Raw genomic sequence first — 15,296 nt, 5'->3', positions numbered from 1 at the left:
AACCCTCCGGCCGGTATCGCGGCTATGCTGGCACCGCGCCGTCCTCGCGATCATCGCGATATTGACCTTCGCCGGCGCGCTGTTCGGGACATTCGCTTTTTCCAACGTGGTTCAGACGGATGTCGGGGCATGCCTCTCGGGGCGATCAATCATCGGGAACGCTGTGTAGCCGGGGGCAAGACATGTCGAAACGTGTTAGACACTGCTACGGCAGGGCTTGGGGGCTACCAGCGCGGTGAACGGCGAGTTTCGGGGTGAGCCGACGTTCCAGCCACTACCTGACAACGGCGTACAATGGTCGCGTGCCGTCGAAAGGGGAAGCAAAGGTATGCTTCCCCTTTCGCGAGCTTATGGCTTCGCAGCGACCGGCAGGCGGAATGGCGCGCCGAGGCGATTGAACGCGTTCATTGCCGCGATCGCTAGCGTGAGATCGACCAAGTCCTTGTCAGCAAAGGCGGCGGCAGCGGCGGCATAGGCTTCGTCTGAAGCATGGGTCGTGCTGACATTGGTCACTTCCTCCGCCCAGGCCAACGCTGCTCGATACTGGTCAGAAAACAGGTGCGGCACCTCCGCCCAGACGGGGACCAGCGAGACCTTGTCGATCGCCATGGTCTTGAGCAGATCACGGGTGTGCATATCGATGCAATGGGCGCAGCCGTTGATTTGCGACACTCGTAGAAAGATCAGATGGATCAGCTCTTCAGGAAGCTCAGTCTTCCTGGTCACATAATGATGGATACCGAACAGAGCCTTGGCGCCCTCGGGCGCAATTTCCGACCAGTTCAAGCGCTTCATCTCGGTCATGCTGCTTTCCTTGCAATCGGCGCCGAGCATCGGCGCTCGCTGACTTGACGAGGTACGCCGGTGCATCGTGACATTTTGAAGCAGATTTTTTTTCGTTCCCGCCTTCGTCCCATGTCACACCGGAGGCGGCCATCTCGTCATGCAGGCAGTCACTTGCATCGGAGACATGGACATGAAGATCGTTATTATCGGCGGCACCGGACTGATCGGCCGACCCCTCGTCGGACTGCTGCGGGCCGAGGGTCATGAGGTCGTCGCCGCATCGCCCAGCACCGGCGTTGATGCCCAAGCCGGAACAGGCTTGGCTCGGGCGCTGACAGATGCTGCGGTGCTAGTTGATGTCAGCAATGCTCCTTCGTTCGATGATGCGGCCGCTCTCGCCTTCTTTCGCGGCACCACGGCGAACCTGCTGGAAGCGGCCCGCGACGCCGGGGTGCGCCACTTCGTCGCGCTCTCGGTCGTCGGCACGGATCGCCTTCAAGCCTCGGGCTATTTTCGTGCCAAGCTAGCGCAGGAACAGCTGATCGCCGCTGGCGGCGTTCCCTACACGATCGTGCGGGCCACCCAGTTCTTCGAATTTCTGTCAACCATCGCGGACGGCTATACGCAGGGCGACGCCGCGCACTTGCCGCGCATTGCGCTCCAGCCGGTCGCTGCCGCCGACATCTCGGCCCTGCTTGCCGAGATAGCCACGGCTGATCCGGCAGATGGCATCGTCGAAGTCGCGGGACCCGAGCGCGCGCCGCTCGCGGAATTCACCGCCAGCTGGCTTGGCGCGCGAGATGATCCGCGCCGGATCGTCGTCACGGACGATCGCAACTATTTCGGCGCCCCCGCCGACGACCACACGCTGGTGCCTAGAGAGGACGCTCGGATTGCGTCTACGCGTTTTGATGCGTGGCTTGCCGCTCAGTCGCAGGGGCAGGCATGAACAGGCGCCATCCTATTGCGCTGGCGGTAGCGCTCGGTCTCGGGGCCATAGCCAATGGCTTGTTCATGCTGATCTCGCCTGCGAACTGGTACTTCGCGGTCCCGGGCGTCACCACCACCGGCCCGTTCAACCAGCACTTCCTGCGCGATATCGGACTGATCTTCCTTCTAGTCGGTATCGCGATGCTGACGGGTGCCGCGCGGCCGGCGGCACGCGTCACGCTGTGGTCCCTCGCTGCGCTCTGGCTTGGGGGCCACGCGCTGTTCCATTTCTGGGAGGTGGCGGTGGGCATCTGCGGGACGGGCGCGCTGGTTCAGGATTTTCCCGCAGTGACACTTCCGGCTATACTGACGGCCGCTCTCGCCCTGTGGGCGTGGCGCGATGCGGCAGGCGGCAGTCGCCGGTCGCATCCGGTGGAGGACTCTCGTGCCGCCCAATGACGGACGCCTCGCTGGTTTCGAGGCCGAGCGGCCAAGACTGCTGCGTCTTGGCTATCGGATGCTCGGATCGGTCAGCGAGGCGGAGGATGTCGTTCAGGAGGCCTGGCTGCGATGGGCGGCAAGGGCGGAGAGCGTTGACACGCCGGCGGCCTATCTGACCCGCGTTGTTACGCGTCTCTGCCTCGACCAGCTCAAGTCGGCCCGCGCACGCCGGGAGACCTATGTCGGGGCCTGGCTGCCCGAACCGCTCATGGGCACGACCGAGGCGGAGGAGGCGATCGCCGATGACGTGACGCTCACTCTGATGCTCGCCATGGAGCGCCTGTCGCCGCTGGAGCGTGCTGCCTTTCTGCTCCACGACGTGTTCGACATGGCGCTGACCGATGTCGCGACGACATTGGGGCGGGAGCCTGCAGCCGTGCGACAGCTTGCCTCGCGCGCACGCAAGCACGTGCAGCATGCGCGGCCACGTTTTACCGTAGAGGCGACGGAGGCCGATCAGATCGCGCGAGCCTTCTTTTCTGCTGCGCGCGACGGTGACACGGTCGCATTGTCGGCATTGCTGGCGCGCGACGTCGAGATCCATTCCGATGGCGGCGGCAAGGTCATCGCTTTCCGCAATGTGGTGCGTGGGATCGACCGAGCGCTTCGCTTGTTCCTCGGGCTGCGTCGGAAGTACACGTCAGCGCCGACGCTGCTACGCACCGCGACCATTAACGGCCTGCCCGGCTACATCAGTATCGATCGGGGCGACGTGCTCCAGACCACTGCGCTTGATGTACGCGATGGCCGCATCATGGGGATCTATATAGTTCGTAATCCTGACAAGCTCCGCCATGTGGCGGCAGCTTTCGGCACAGACGGTCATCCGCAGCACAGCCACTGAAGGTCGTGAATTGGTCGGGAGCTGTCGTTGCGAGTGGGCGGGGCGAATAAGCGCGGCGGTCATGAGCGGAAGCTGCGTACTCCGCCATCCGGCCGGCCACCTAGGCGTAAGGCTGGCCGGAGCCGATGGCTGTTTACAGCCGAGGACATGGCGAGACCACCGTCCGTCGGCACCTAGCGGAGTTGGCAGATGTCCATGACGTCCATATCGCCATAATCTTGGTTCTCCCCCGCCATCGCCCAGATAAACGTGTAGGCACGGGTAGCCACGCCCATATGGATTGACCAGGGCGGAGAGATCACAGCTTGCTCGTTGGCGAGGACAATGTGACGGGTGGCCTCTCCCTCGCCCATGAAGTGCATTACTCGATCCTGGGTGTCGCCGAGTTCAAAGTAGAAATAGATCTCGCTCCTGCGCGCATGGACGTGCGGCGGCATCGTGTTCCAGACGCTGCCGGGCTTCAGCGTCGTCATTCCGAGAACCAGCTGCGCACTATCGCAGACGCCGGGGATGACGAGTTGGTAGATCGTGCGATCATTGGCCTCCTCCATGCTCCCGCGCTCGAGCCGATTGGCATCGACAATGGAAACCTTGCGGGTTCGGAATGCGGCGTGCGCGGGCGCCGACACCAGATAGAAGCGCGCGCCATCGCCCGCGAACTGCACGTCGGCCGCGCCCATCGTCACGTAGAGGCAATCCTTTGGCGCCAGCGTGAACAGCTCGCCATCGACCGTCACCGCTCCTTCGGCGGCGCCAACGTTGACTACCGCCAATTCGCGACGCTCGAGAAAGGGATGACCCGCAGTGGACGCGGGCTCGACCTGCGCGGGGAGAACCACGCTGCCATGCTCCACCACAACGCCTCCAATCACCAGCCGGTCTGCGTGCGTGTAGTTGAGGACGCATGCGCCCGGTCGGAACAATGTGTCGATTAGGTAGAGCGCGCGCAGCGTCTCGGTGGGCGCACCCTGCATCACATCGGGATGGGTGGCGTAATAGGTTCGTTCGAACATGTTCGTCTTTCGTTTGAAAAGCTCGGCCGCCTTGACGTCGGGAGGGGCGGGGCAGCGCGCCAGCAGACAGTCACCGGCGATCGAGGAACACCGGCTGGGTGAATGCGCCGTTGGCCGCGACATCCCACACCTCAAGCCGGGCCCACTTGCGCCCGCCGAGATCGATTTCCCTAGTGATCGTACGGCTGCCGAACGGCGCTCCGTCGGTCAGATCGATGCGATCGCGGAAGACTCGGGTGCCGTCACCGCTCACGATTTCCGCAAAGGCTAATGGAAACGTCCACTCGATAGTTGCCCGGACTTTCGCCCGCGTGCCGGCGGCAGCGGTTTCGCCGCTCTGCGCGCCATCGACGGTGAAGCTCGGGATCAGGACCTCGCCCGTAGTCGTGAAGAAGTGACCGCCGCGGACCGCGTCCAGCACCGAGCTCCAGCCGCCCGCATGGGTCGGCAGCGGTCCGTTCAGCCGCAGATAATTGACGTTCATGTGCGCATAGAGCTCACTGCGACGGTCAATCTGGAAAACGTCGACTTCGCCTGGCGTGATCTTGCGCTCTCCGGGGCCCGCCGCCCAATTGTTCATGTCATCCAGCAGGTCGAGGACACGGGAGCCCAGCCGGGGCTCGGAAAGGTCGGAGGGCATTGCCTTCCAGGCGCCGCCGAGGAAGCGATCGCTCTTGAAGAAGGGTGCCTCGCGGTAGGCATCGGGGAAGCCGAACGAGCTCTTGATTCGTGGATGAGCAGTCCACATCAGCCCCCGTTCGACCTCCATCAGTTTGAGGACGTCGTCGGACGACCCCACGTGATAGACCTTGCCGAGCACCGGATCGTCTTCGACGAACGGCTGACCTTCCTTGCGATCGAGCGTCCAGTAAACTGGTTTCGGGAACATGCTGAGCCAATGGCCGCCCAAATGCACGTTCGGCTCCTCGCCCGGTAGTAGCAGCAATTGATCGTCGGAGAGTCGCGCCGTCTCGCCGTGAATCGTCTTTAGCAGGGTGAGCCGGTCTCCGGCACGATCGAGCTCCTTGTTTCCCAGATGCAGCTCGGCGAGATGAACGATCTCGACGTTCATCGCCTTGAAGCGTGAGACGAACTCGGGAGTTTCAAGGCCGGCAGGCACGCCCGTCGATTGCTGGAAGCGCGCACGATTGAGGAAGTCGACCGCGTGTTCGACGTGATAATGGCTGGTGAAAGTACGGTGCCCGGCCAGCGCCTTGAAGCGATCGCCGCGAGTCAGCGCCAGTGCCGCCTGGCTGACGGTGGCGGCATCGCCCTGGTCGGCCAGGTAGAAGATACCCATGTCCTGCATCGTGCCCGGCTTCGCATTGACCCATGGCACCCAGCGTCGGTCCCCCTCCAGGGTCTGACGCACTCCGAAGCCCGTGCGCCCGGCAAGCACGCGATAGTCGCTGCCGTACCAGGCGCTGTTGTCGTTGTTGGCATAATCGACGGGGTAGAAGAATTGGTGCGGCGGCGGCACGATCGCAAGCGCGCCGCCGGCCGCTCCTTCGGCGACGATCATGCGCGCGCGCACTTCCGGGGCGGCCGCCGGCCTGCGGGCGTCCGCGCCTTCGCGCCGCACCAGGGTGTCGGTCAGATCGGTATAGGCGATCGATCGCCACGGCATCGCGGCCGAGGTCGGTGCGGTAAGTCCGGCATCGAACGTGTAGGCCGTTGCCGGTCGCTGGGTCGACATCACCATCGCTGCCCGGATCAGTGGCGAGCCTGGATAGATGGTAAATTCGAACGTGCCCGAAAACGGTCCCGCGGCCGCACCGCCGACCGTGACCTTGGTGTAGCCCCCATCCTTGCGGACGCTGATACCGTCACGCCGCAGCGTGAGTGGGAAGGCTTCGAACGGCCGCTCACGAGGATTGTCGAAGAACACGGTCCATCCCTGCTTGAGATCGCGCGTGCCGACGGTCACCACACCCGCCGGATCGACTCCCGAGAGCACGGCGCGGCCGCCGATCGCCACCGACTGGATCAGCGGACGATCGCGCTGGAGCGACAGCACCAGCTCGCCGCGCACCGCGCTTCCAGCCGGCCAGTCGATCGTCACCGCATCTGCGGCGCGAGTCACCCGCACGTCTCCCGACAGCGCCTGCGTCGACCGGCTCAGCTTGGTGAGGCCCCCCCCAGCCGGCGCCGCAGCCAGCGGTGCCGCGATGCCGGCCAGAGCGAACCCCACTCCCAGCCATGTCATCCTGTGCTTTTTCGAACCGCGCAAAACGTTTCTCCTGTATCATCCGGTGATGCGAACCCTGCTGGGCCGCCCGAGCCCTCCCCTCCGTCCGTCATCGGCGGGGATCGGGCATATCGTTCCTATTCCAAGCCTCAGAAGCTGAAGCGCACGCCGAGCGAGTAGGTGGTATCATCGTTGCGGACCTCGCGCGGGAAATCCGGACGGGTTTCGAAGTTGATCGTCCTCTGCCCGGTGATGTTGGTCCCCGCGAAGCTGAGGGTGATGTCGGGTGTCAGGTCGTAATTCACGCCGAAATCGAGACGTCCGGCCGCGCGGATACCGTTCAGGCCGACAGGAAGCGAGACCGGCCTGAGCGACAGGCCATTGGTGATGTCGCCGTCGAAATAGCGCGAGCGGTAGGTGTAGATCACGCGCGCGGAGATGCCGTATTTCTCGTAGATCAGGCCTATGTTGTAATTGTATTTCGAGACGCCGAGCAGCGACAGGCCCTGCAGCCGGTCGTCGGGGGTGGTCACCTCGCTATCGACGATGGTGAAATTGCCGAGTGCGCCCAGACCGTCCAGCCCTTCGGGCAGGAAATCAAAGAAGATCTGGCCGCTGAGCTCAAGGCCCTTGATCGTGGCCGAGCCGAGATTGCGCGGCGTCGAGATCACATATTGAAGGCCGTCGATGGTGCGAACCTCGGTTCCGGTGACCACGCGATCGGTAATGTCGCGGTAGAATGCCACCGCCGACACGTAGTTGCTGCGGCCGAAATAATATTCGAGCGAGGCATCGAAGCTGTCGGCCTTTTGTGGCCGAAGATCCGGATTGCCGCCCGAACCCGAATTCTGGATGGTGTTGACGTAGGACACGACGTAGCTGAGCCCCGGATTGAGCTGCGAAAAGCTCGGCCGCGACAGCGTCTTGGAATAGTTCAGCCGGGATTGCAGCCCGCCACCGAAGTTCACCCGTGCGCTGGCATTGGGCAGGATGTCGGTGTCGCTGGTCGAGCGGTTGACCGCAACCACCGTGAAAGTCCCGGTCGCCGGATCGGTGACTCGGCCGGCACCGGCGATCGTGCGGTCGGTGCGGGTCAGGCGGGCGCCGACCAGGCCGTCGACCTCGATCCCGTCGGTGAGCGCGAAGGCATAGCGAGCCTGCACGAACCCCGCGTAATTCTTCTCCTGCGCGTCGTAATCGCGGGTCGGATCGAATGCCGGCCTGTCCGGCGATATCCGGTAGAGCGTGCGCAGCTGCCGCTTGATATCCTCCTGCATCAAATATTCCGGGTCGATCTGCAGGTAGCCTGCACCATCGTTCATCTGCGGCACGCCGGGAGCCTCGACGAGGATGTTGGACGGCAGGCCCGCCGTGGCGAGCGGAGTGACGAACGATCCGCCCGGTGCGGGCGGTCCGCCGAGATATTGTTCGAACCCCGCCTTGCGCCGGGCAACGCGCACACCAGCCTGGATATAATCGATGAAGCCGCCGAAATCGTATCTGAGGTCGCTCATCACGGCCCACATCGTGCCCTTGCTGCGATTGATATCCTCGGTCATGCCGTTGGTGAAGGCGAGGCCAGCAGGGTCGTTCATCGGATTGCCGGGCATCGTGGCCTTGACGACGTGATTGTCGTCGCGGACCTGGATCAGCTCGGGGATACGCTTGCCGATGTCGACGCGGAAGCTGTCGTTGCGGTTGGTCGAGGATTCATAGGAGATGTCGGTGTTCCAGCTGAGCGCCCCATATTGCTTGTTGAAGCCGGTCGCGATCACGAAGATATCCGTCTTCGCCTTGTTGGCGACGCTCGCGGTGTAATATTCGATGTTCCTGGCGGTATAGCCGGTGGCGTTGCAGAGGCGCTGTATCGTGCCGGTTCCCCTGGGATTGCTTTCGGAGCGGACGTTGGACGAGAAATAGCCGTCTGGCCCCACCGCGAAGTCCTCGCACGTATCGCCGGCCTCGGCGACGAAGGACGTGCCGGTAAACGCGCGAAAGGTGGGGCGAGCCTGGTAGACGTTGCCGCGAAAGCCGGCATAGAGGCCTTCCAGATAGATCTTGCTGGTCTTGTCGGGCGCCCATTCGAGCGAGAAATTGCCTTGCGGACGTTCGTAATGGCCATGTTCGACGCCCGCGGCGAACCCGGTCGGAGAATGGAGGTTCGGGGACGTGCGGCCAGGGGCGACGTTGGTGCTGCGCGTCCAATCGTTCCAGGCAACCGGACGGGCATATTCGTTGCGCTGGTAGGAGATGCCGACCATCGCCGCGATATCGCCGATGCCCGTGTTCCAGCGGTTGGCGACGAGGCCGCTGACGGCGGGATTGAACGTGTTGTCCGATCCCGCTTCCTGCAAATAGGTGACACGGCCGCTGCCGGACAGCGTCAGTTCCTTGAAGTCGAGCGCTCGGCGCAGACGCAGATTGACCCCGCCGCCGACCCCGCCTTCGATCCGATCAGCCGAGTTCGACTTGTAGACGTCGACGCCTGCAAGAGCCTCCGCAGGCAGATCCTGGAAGGAGAACCCGCGCCCGACCCCGGTGAAGATCTCGCGCCCGTTCAGAGTCGAGATGATGTCCTCCAGACCCCGGATGCGCGCCCCGACGATCTCGTTGTTGCCGCCGACCACCACCTGAACGCCGGGGATGCGCTGCAACGCGGACGCTGTGGTCAGATCGGGGAGCTTGCCGATGTCCTCCGCGACGATCGAGTCGACTACGTTAACCGCGGTCCGCTTGATGTCGGCGGCGGCCTGCAGGCTCTGACGGATGCCGGTGACGACGATCTCCTGCTCCGAAGCGGAGTCAGCTGCCGCGGGCGCGGGTGGGGCGACTTCCGGGGCGTCTGCCGCCTGGGCGGAGGCCGGCGGCATCCCCACGATATGGCCGGCCATGGTCAGCAAGGCGGCAGATGCACACCGGTTCAGCATTATATTCCCCTCTCTGATGTTGTCATATCTTTTTACTTAATCAGGCAGCGGCGCCGGCTGCCGCCCCGTCCGGGAGCAATGATGTGCACCCAGCGGTGCCGCCTTTCGGCGCGGCGGACCGGCGAGATCGGTGCGCTCCGCTCGCAAGAACTGCCGCCGCGCCAGCGGCCTGCCGGGATGAGCAGCACGGACGCGCGACATGCGTCGACCCCCGCTCGGGTAAGCAACAACTCACCCGACCTTCCGCCTTCTAGGCCAATGCTTAGCTTAACGCGCTCAGATGCGCCCGCGACACGGGACAGCCTTATGCTCGGAAATGCCTGACGCTCCTCTCCACTGTGCCGAGAACGATTTGTGCGCCACGCGTGCGCTCAAGCCGATCACCTGCAAAGTCGGTCGACCGGTGGGCGGGTTCTTGCCGTCCTCATCGGTCGATAGCCGAATCACTATCATCGGATTTGTTATCATACAAGTATCTCTTTCTTGCTTGAAGAAGGCGGAGTGAAGCTGAGCGAGTGCACGCTGGAATACGCGTTGCCGCAAGGCCTCCCGCCGCCTGCTTGACGGGGCACACCGACTCTCGCCTCGGGGACTCGTCCTGGTTCGACGGGCCTTAGACCTCCGGGATCATCCTTCTGGTGCCGTGCCGCGCCGATGGATCAGCTGTATGCGAGTGCGAGATCTGCCATTCCAATCCGCGCCGAGGCAGTGTCGGCAGATCCATCATCAGAATGTTGTCATATGAGTTGTGGAGTTTGCAGTGGCGACCTATGGAGCTTTGGGTTTGCCCGGACGACGGAGTGAGTGGCTTAAGTATGTGGGCGCGATGAGAGGAGGACGGCCACGGGATATGGCCAAGATTCGATCGTCCCCCCGGCGTCCGTGAATACGAGCAGGCGTCCGGCCGAACAGGAGGGGAAGACATGATCGGAATGAAGCATGTGTTGCTTGGCTTCACCGCCCTCGCGCTGGCGGCGCCGGTCTCGGCGCAGGCGCAGGCCCCGGTGCAGGCGCAGACCGGTGCACCAATCTACACCAGCGATCTGATCACGCGTTGGGGCAAGCAGGTACGCCCCGACAATGCCTGGCGAAGCTATCCCCGTCCGCAGATGAAGCGCGAGCGCTGGCTCAATCTCAATGGGCAGTGGGATTATGCGATCCGCAACAAGACGGCGCCGATGCCGGCAACCGCCGACGGCAAGATCTTGGTTCCTTTCGCGGTCGAAGCGAAACTGTCCGGTGTCGCGCGATCGGTGCTGCCCACCGATCGGATCTGGTATCGCAGGAACTTCGCCGTGCCGGCGGAGTGGCAGGGCCAGCGCGTGCTGCTGCACTTTGGCGCCGTTGACTATGAAGCGCACATCTTGGTCAACGGCTCGCTGGTCGGCTCGCATCGTGGCGGGTCCGACTCGTTCGCACTCGACGTGACCGACTATTTGCGCTCGGGCCAAAACGATCTGGTCGAGCAGGTAAGCGATGTGACGTCCGCTGGAGCGCAGCCCCGGGGCAAGCAACAGCTCGACCCCAACAGCATCTGGTACACGCCGGTGAGTGGCATCTGGCAGACGGTATGGCTGGAGCCGGTACCGCCGCTTCATATCGAGGACGTGAAGATCACGCCCGATATCGACAAAGGCGAGCTGGCGGTCGACGTTGCCCTCAACCACAGCGCGACCGATACCGACGCGGTGCGGATCACTGCCTCGTCGAGAGGTAGGAAGATCGCGAGCGTGATCGTGCGGGGCAACCGCCCTGGCCGGCTGGCGATCCCGGACGCGCGCCTGTGGTCGCCGTCCGACCCGTTCCTGTACGACCTCAAGCTGGAACTGGTGAAGGTCGCGAATCCACTAGTCGGTTACACGGACAAAAGCCCGCATCAGTCGCGCGGCGACGTGATCCTGACCGAGCGCGAGGCCGCCGCATACCGCGACGCAAGGGTCGAGGGCGCACCGACCGACACGGTCGAGAGCTATTTCGGCATGCGCAAGAGCTCGCTAGGGGCCGGGCCGGTCGCGGGTCAGCCGGCGCTGCTGCTCAACAACAAGCCGCTGTTCCAGAACGGCACCCTCGATCAGGGCTGGTGGCCCGACGGACTGCTGACGCCGCCCTCCGAGGAGGCGATACGCTGGGAATTGGCGTATCTGAAGAAGGCCGGCTTCAACATGCTGCGCAAGCACATCAAGGTCGAGCCGGCGCAATATTATTACGAGGCCGATCGGATGGGCATCCTGATCTGGCAGGATATGCCCTCGGGCGCGGAGAATGACAGCCTCGACCAGTTCGTCCGCCCGTCGTCGCAATCCGAAGCGGTGATGCCGCAGGAGACGACAAACGCGTTCGAATATGAGCTGACACGGATGATCAGCGACCTGCGCAACCACCCGTCGATCGTGACCTGGGTCGTCAACAACGAGGGTTGGGGGCAATATGCCTCGACGCGCCTAGGAAAGATGGTGCGCGATCTCGATCCGAGCCGCACCATCAACAAGACCAGCGGCTGGACCGACACCGGCGATGCTGGGACTGATATGTACGACATCCACAGCTATGAGGATGTGCCCAACGCGCCGTCCTACCAGGCCAACCGGGCGGTGGTGATCGGTGAATATGGCGGAATTGGGCTACCGCTCGAGGGGCATGTGTGGAGGCCGGAGATGCGCAACTGGGGATACCAGACCGCCACGGACCGAAAGGACTACGCCCACCGTTATCGGCGCAAGTTCGACGAGATCGTGCGCCAGGCCCGCGAGCGCGGACTCAGCGCCGCCGTCTACACGCAGACCAGCGACGTGGAAGGCGAAGTGAACGGACTGCTGACCTACGACCGGGAGGAGAGCAAACTTCCGGTGGAGGAATTCGCGCGCATCCATGCTCCCTTGGTGCCGCCGGAGCAAAGAAAGTGACCAAACTGCGCGGTTACGGCGTCGGAAGGCTAATGTCCGGACTTAGCACGACCGCTCGTTAGCTTCGTGCCGCCGAACGCCTCGAACTGGTCGCAAACTGCCGGCGCAAGAACCGCCTGGGCACGTCTCGAACGCGGGGGCGCACTGAGGTGCCTGGTGAGCCTAGAGAGGCGACGGGAACGGCCCGACTAGGACCAACGGCAGCCCTGCAGCTCCGGCTTACATCCCGATGCTGAGCCCCCTGCTCCGGCCCCGGCCGATCATCTCTCCCAGGCTTTGCCCAACGCTTCGCTCCGACGTTGCAGGGATGCCAAGCGCCTGTTTCCGGTTCCGCAGCAATGACTCGACCTGTGGATCCCGGTCGAGGCTCTTGGCCATGTCGAGCATACGTCCGGCGACCCTGTCAGCCCGCGTGTCCTCATGATTTCGAAGTAGCAGCCGCCGCTGCCGGTCCAGCGCCTGCCAGCGCTGGACGAATGTATCGGCGCGAAGCTGGGGATCGACGCGCAGCTCGGACTCTAGCTGCATTGCCCGGATCGCAGCGTCCGTGCGCCCCTTTGCTGCGTCCTCGACCAGCCGAAGATCGCCCATCATTGCGGTCTCCAGATCCAGCGTTGCCTTGGGACGGATCGCATCGAGGGCGGCCCGACTGGCAGCGAGTTCGCTCCGCTGCTCTTGCGTGTATGGATCCCCGACGCTGTGATGGAAGCGCATGAGCCGCACGATCTTCGCGTGGCGCTCGACGGCACGCGGGAGATCAGCGGTCCGGTCTGGCGCCATAGCGTTCGGAGATGTCGGAAGCTCAGGTGTGGAGACCCGCAGTTCGAGCCCGTCGAAACGGCCGCGGACCTGCTCAACGAGCGTCCGGTCCGGCACCGGCTGAGGCAGCCGGATCTCCCTCCGATCCGCGAAAGCGCGGGCGTAATCAGACGCCATGTCCTTCATGCGCTCCCGCGCGAGCGTGCGGACAAGGCGACCCTGATCGGCAAAATCGTCCCGACCGTAATGCAGGTCGACCTGGTCTCGGTGGCGCGACAGCGCCACGTAGGCGGCGTGACGGTCGAGCCCGGGCGTCGCGAGCACATGCACCCGGTCGACAGTGACACCCTGCGCCTTGTGGATTGTGGCAGCATAGCCATGATCGACGTGCGCATAGTCCTTGATGTCGAACGCCACGGCCCTGCCATCATCGAGGAGCACCGCCATGCGGGCGCTGCTCACACTTTCCACGCGGCCGAGTGACCCGTTCTTTACCCCGAGGCTGCGCTCGTTCTTCAGGAACATGATCCGGTCACCGGCCGCGAAGAGCCGTTCGCCCCGCTCGGTGGCGACCGTCACCTCATCGCCAAGTTCGCCCCTGTCGAAGAGCCGCTTGCGGGCGAGACCATTCAGCGACTGCACCTCGTCGTTCGTGTGCGTCAGAATGATCCGGCTCGCCTCGGGGGCAGCAGCCCGGTCCCGATCCCAACATTCGATGAGTTTGGCGCAGGCATCGTCGCGCGTGTCTGCCGAATGCACATGACCGCGCTCCACGTAGGCCGCAATCGCCTCGTCCGTCCGCCCGGTGGCGAGCTGACGCGTGGCATTTCGCTGCCACTGATCGCGTTGCCGGCGAATGTCCGTGATCTCGACACTGCCATGCCGCTCGGCGATGGCGCGGAAGGCAGCGCCGGCCTCGATTGCCTGCAGCTGCTCGGGATCCCCGACCAGCACGACCTTGGTGCCGCGCTTCTCGGCTTCCGAGACAACGCGCTCCATCTGCCGTGTGCCGATCATGCCGGCCTCGTCGATGACAAGCACGTCGCCCGGTGCGAGCAGGTCCCTTCCCTGCGCCCACTGATGCTCAAGGCCCGCGATCGTCCGCGCCGCGATCCCTGAGCCGGCCTCCAGGTTCTCGGCCGCGATGCCGGACAGGGCCGCGCCCTGCACCCGGTGCCCTGCAGCTTCCCACGCCTCTCGCGCGACGCCGAGCATTGTCGACTTACCAGTGCCGGCATAGCCGATGACGTTGCTGACGCCGCGCGCGTCCGTCACGTGCTCAAACGCGCCGCGCTGCTCGCCCGAAAGCACGAGACCACGTGCTGCGGCGCGGGCGAGTGCGGCCTGGCGACGGTGCTCGGTCACCCCGTGATGACGGTGTGCCTCAAGCCTGATCGTCGCGCGCTCGAGCCGCTGTTCGGTCTCGATCATCTCCCGGCTGGTGAAACGCTCTTCGCCGCGGCCGTCGCGGCCAAGGGCAACTAGTTCCGGCGCCGCCCTCACGGCCGCCATCACTTGGTCGAACTGCTCTTTCCCGTCACTGTGCCGATGCACGAACATCGCCAGGTCGCGCGTCGTAAACGTTGCCTGCGTGCGTGTGATCGCGTCTAAGGCGAGCGCAGGGCGCGTGAGCAGCTTCTCGCCGTTCGAACGTGCGATATCCCGATGCTCGTCGACACGCTCAAGCTGGAGCCCCTGCCCGGCCATCCGCGCCGCCGCAGGGCCGATCTTGTTTTGAGGCTCGAGGTCGATACCCTGCGCCTCAAGCGAGCGATGATCGACGCGTGCATCGATGTCGAGTTCGGCCAAGCGCTGGTTGACGTGGTCGGCCCAGGCTTCGCGCCAATGCTGCAGCAAGTCGGTGCGGTTCCACTCGCGCTCCTTTGCGCCGAAGCCGTCCTCACCAACCTCCCGCATCGTCAGCATGACATGCGCATGCGGCTTCGGCTCGCCGTCGGCGCCGACATCCCGATGCACGTTGAGGTCCGCGACCATACCGCGCGCCACGAACTCACGCTGCACGAAGTCGCGCGCAAGCTCGATGCCCTGCTCGGACGTCAGCTCCCGCGGCAGGGCGAACTCGATCTCTCGCGCAAGCTGCGCGTCGATCCTCTTCTCTCCGGCTTCGACCTCGTTCCAGAGCCGCTCGCGATCCGAGAGATGCTCCGGCGCGCCGTCCGGCAACAGCACTTCGGAGTGGATGACGCCCGCCTTGTTGGAGAAGTCGTGATGCCGCTCTAGCCGCTGATCGTGCAGGCGAGATGCGGAGCGATAGGCAGCGGCTGCAAGCGCGCTGGATCCATTCGCGCGGGAGATTACTTTTGCCGAGAAGTGGTAGATCGCCATGGCGGCAATCCACTTACACCCGAAAAGCGACGTCGGCACGACGTATAAGCGCGCCCTCAAGAGATTTCATCTGTTTCGGGAAGGGTTCGTCCCAGTGTG

The 15,296-nt window shown here is 64.1% G+C and carries 9 protein-coding genes; 4 read left to right on the top strand and 5 right to left on the bottom strand.

Annotation, left to right across the window (positions count from 1 at the left end; genetic code table 11):
- Positions 1–348: 348 nt before the first annotated feature.
- Positions 349–804, bottom strand: a complete 456-nt coding sequence (locus C7I55_RS02975) for a carboxymuconolactone decarboxylase family protein (protein WP_233222010.1) — start codon at positions 802–804, stop codon at positions 349–351.
- Positions 805–970: 166 nt separating this feature from the next.
- Between C7I55_RS02975 and C7I55_RS02970 the strand changes: the two genes are divergently transcribed.
- From C7I55_RS02970 to C7I55_RS02960, 3 genes are read left to right on the top strand one after another with little or no spacing between them, the layout of a single operon-like run.
- Positions 971–1,735 carry an SDR family oxidoreductase gene (locus C7I55_RS02970; protein ID WP_233222009.1) on the top strand — a complete coding sequence of 255 codons (765 nt, stop codon included), beginning with the start codon at positions 971–973 and terminating at the stop codon, positions 1,733–1,735.
- A complete protein-coding gene (locus tag C7I55_RS02965) occupies positions 1,732–2,175 on the top strand; it encodes a hypothetical protein (RefSeq protein ID WP_106511362.1) in 444 nt (147 codons plus the stop codon). The genes C7I55_RS02970 and C7I55_RS02965 overlap by 4 nt, the downstream gene beginning before the upstream one ends.
- Entirely contained in the window at positions 2,162–3,061 is a 900-nt protein-coding gene (locus C7I55_RS02960; protein WP_269845190.1) for a sigma-70 family RNA polymerase sigma factor, read from the top strand. Before C7I55_RS02965 ends, C7I55_RS02960 begins: the two co-directional genes overlap by 14 nt.
- Before the next feature lie 173 nt (positions 3,062–3,234).
- Here C7I55_RS02960 and kduI read toward each other — a convergent pair whose 3' ends face one another.
- The 3 genes from kduI to C7I55_RS02945 form a co-directional block, all read right to left on the bottom strand.
- The gene (gene kduI, locus C7I55_RS02955) at positions 3,235–4,074 is read right to left on the bottom strand and encodes a 5-dehydro-4-deoxy-D-glucuronate isomerase (protein ID WP_106511360.1); all 840 of its coding nucleotides are present in this window, start codon (positions 4,072–4,074) and stop codon (positions 3,235–3,237) included.
- 70 nt (positions 4,075–4,144) lie between these two features.
- Positions 4,145–6,280 carry a CehA/McbA family metallohydrolase domain-containing protein gene (locus C7I55_RS02950; protein ID WP_146150911.1) on the bottom strand — a complete coding sequence of 712 codons (2,136 nt, stop codon included), beginning with the start codon at positions 6,278–6,280 and terminating at the stop codon, positions 4,145–4,147.
- Positions 6,281–6,411: 131 nt separating this feature from the next.
- Complete coding sequence (locus C7I55_RS02945) at positions 6,412–9,189, bottom strand: TonB-dependent receptor (protein WP_106511358.1); 2,778 nt, start codon at positions 9,187–9,189, stop codon at positions 6,412–6,414.
- A 923-nt stretch (positions 9,190–10,112) separates the two neighbouring features.
- Between C7I55_RS02945 and C7I55_RS02940 the strand changes: the two genes are divergently transcribed.
- Positions 10,113–12,092, top strand: a complete 1,980-nt coding sequence (locus C7I55_RS02940) for a glycoside hydrolase family 2 protein (RefSeq protein ID WP_199192691.1) — start codon at positions 10,113–10,115, stop codon at positions 12,090–12,092.
- Positions 12,093–12,311: 219 nt separating this feature from the next.
- Here the strand turns inward: C7I55_RS02940 and traA are convergent, their stop codons facing one another.
- On the bottom strand, positions 12,312–15,197 hold the full coding sequence (gene traA / locus C7I55_RS02935) for a Ti-type conjugative transfer relaxase TraA (RefSeq protein WP_106511357.1): 2,886 nt from the start codon (positions 15,195–15,197) through the stop codon (positions 12,312–12,314).
- Positions 15,198–15,296 lie beyond the last annotated feature (99 nt).

Source organism: Allosphingosinicella deserti (assembly GCF_003012735.1).
GTDB classification, from domain to species: Bacteria; Pseudomonadota; Alphaproteobacteria; order Sphingomonadales; family Sphingomonadaceae; genus Allosphingosinicella; species Allosphingosinicella deserti.
Note: the sequence above shows the minus strand (reverse complement) of the source record. Positions and strands in the feature narration are given on the sequence as shown.

What these genes read in the sequence shown, in the direction of transcription:
- C7I55_RS02975 (WP_233222010.1), bottom strand. Translation starts at nt 804, where the DNA reads ATGACCGAGATGAAGCGCTTGAACTGGTCGGAAATTGCGCCCGAGGGC.
- C7I55_RS02970 (WP_233222009.1), top strand. Translation starts at nt 971, where the DNA reads ATGGACATGAAGATCGTTATTATCGGCGGCACCGGACTGATCGGCCGA.
- C7I55_RS02965 (WP_106511362.1), top strand. Translation starts at nt 1,732, where the DNA reads ATGAACAGGCGCCATCCTATTGCGCTGGCGGTAGCGCTCGGTCTCGGG.
- kduI (WP_106511360.1), bottom strand. Translation starts at nt 4,074, where the DNA reads ATGTTCGAACGAACCTATTACGCCACCCATCCCGATGTGATGCAGGGT.
- C7I55_RS02950 (WP_146150911.1), bottom strand. Translation starts at nt 6,280, where the DNA reads ATGACATGGCTGGGAGTGGGGTTCGCTCTGGCCGGCATCGCGGCACCG.
- C7I55_RS02945 (WP_106511358.1), bottom strand. Translation starts at nt 9,189, where the DNA reads ATGCTGAACCGGTGTGCATCTGCCGCCTTGCTGACCATGGCCGGCCAT.
- C7I55_RS02940 (WP_199192691.1), top strand. Translation starts at nt 10,113, where the DNA reads ATGATCGGAATGAAGCATGTGTTGCTTGGCTTCACCGCCCTCGCGCTG.
- traA (WP_106511357.1), bottom strand. Translation starts at nt 15,197, where the DNA reads ATGGCGATCTACCACTTCTCGGCAAAAGTAATCTCCCGCGCGAATGGA.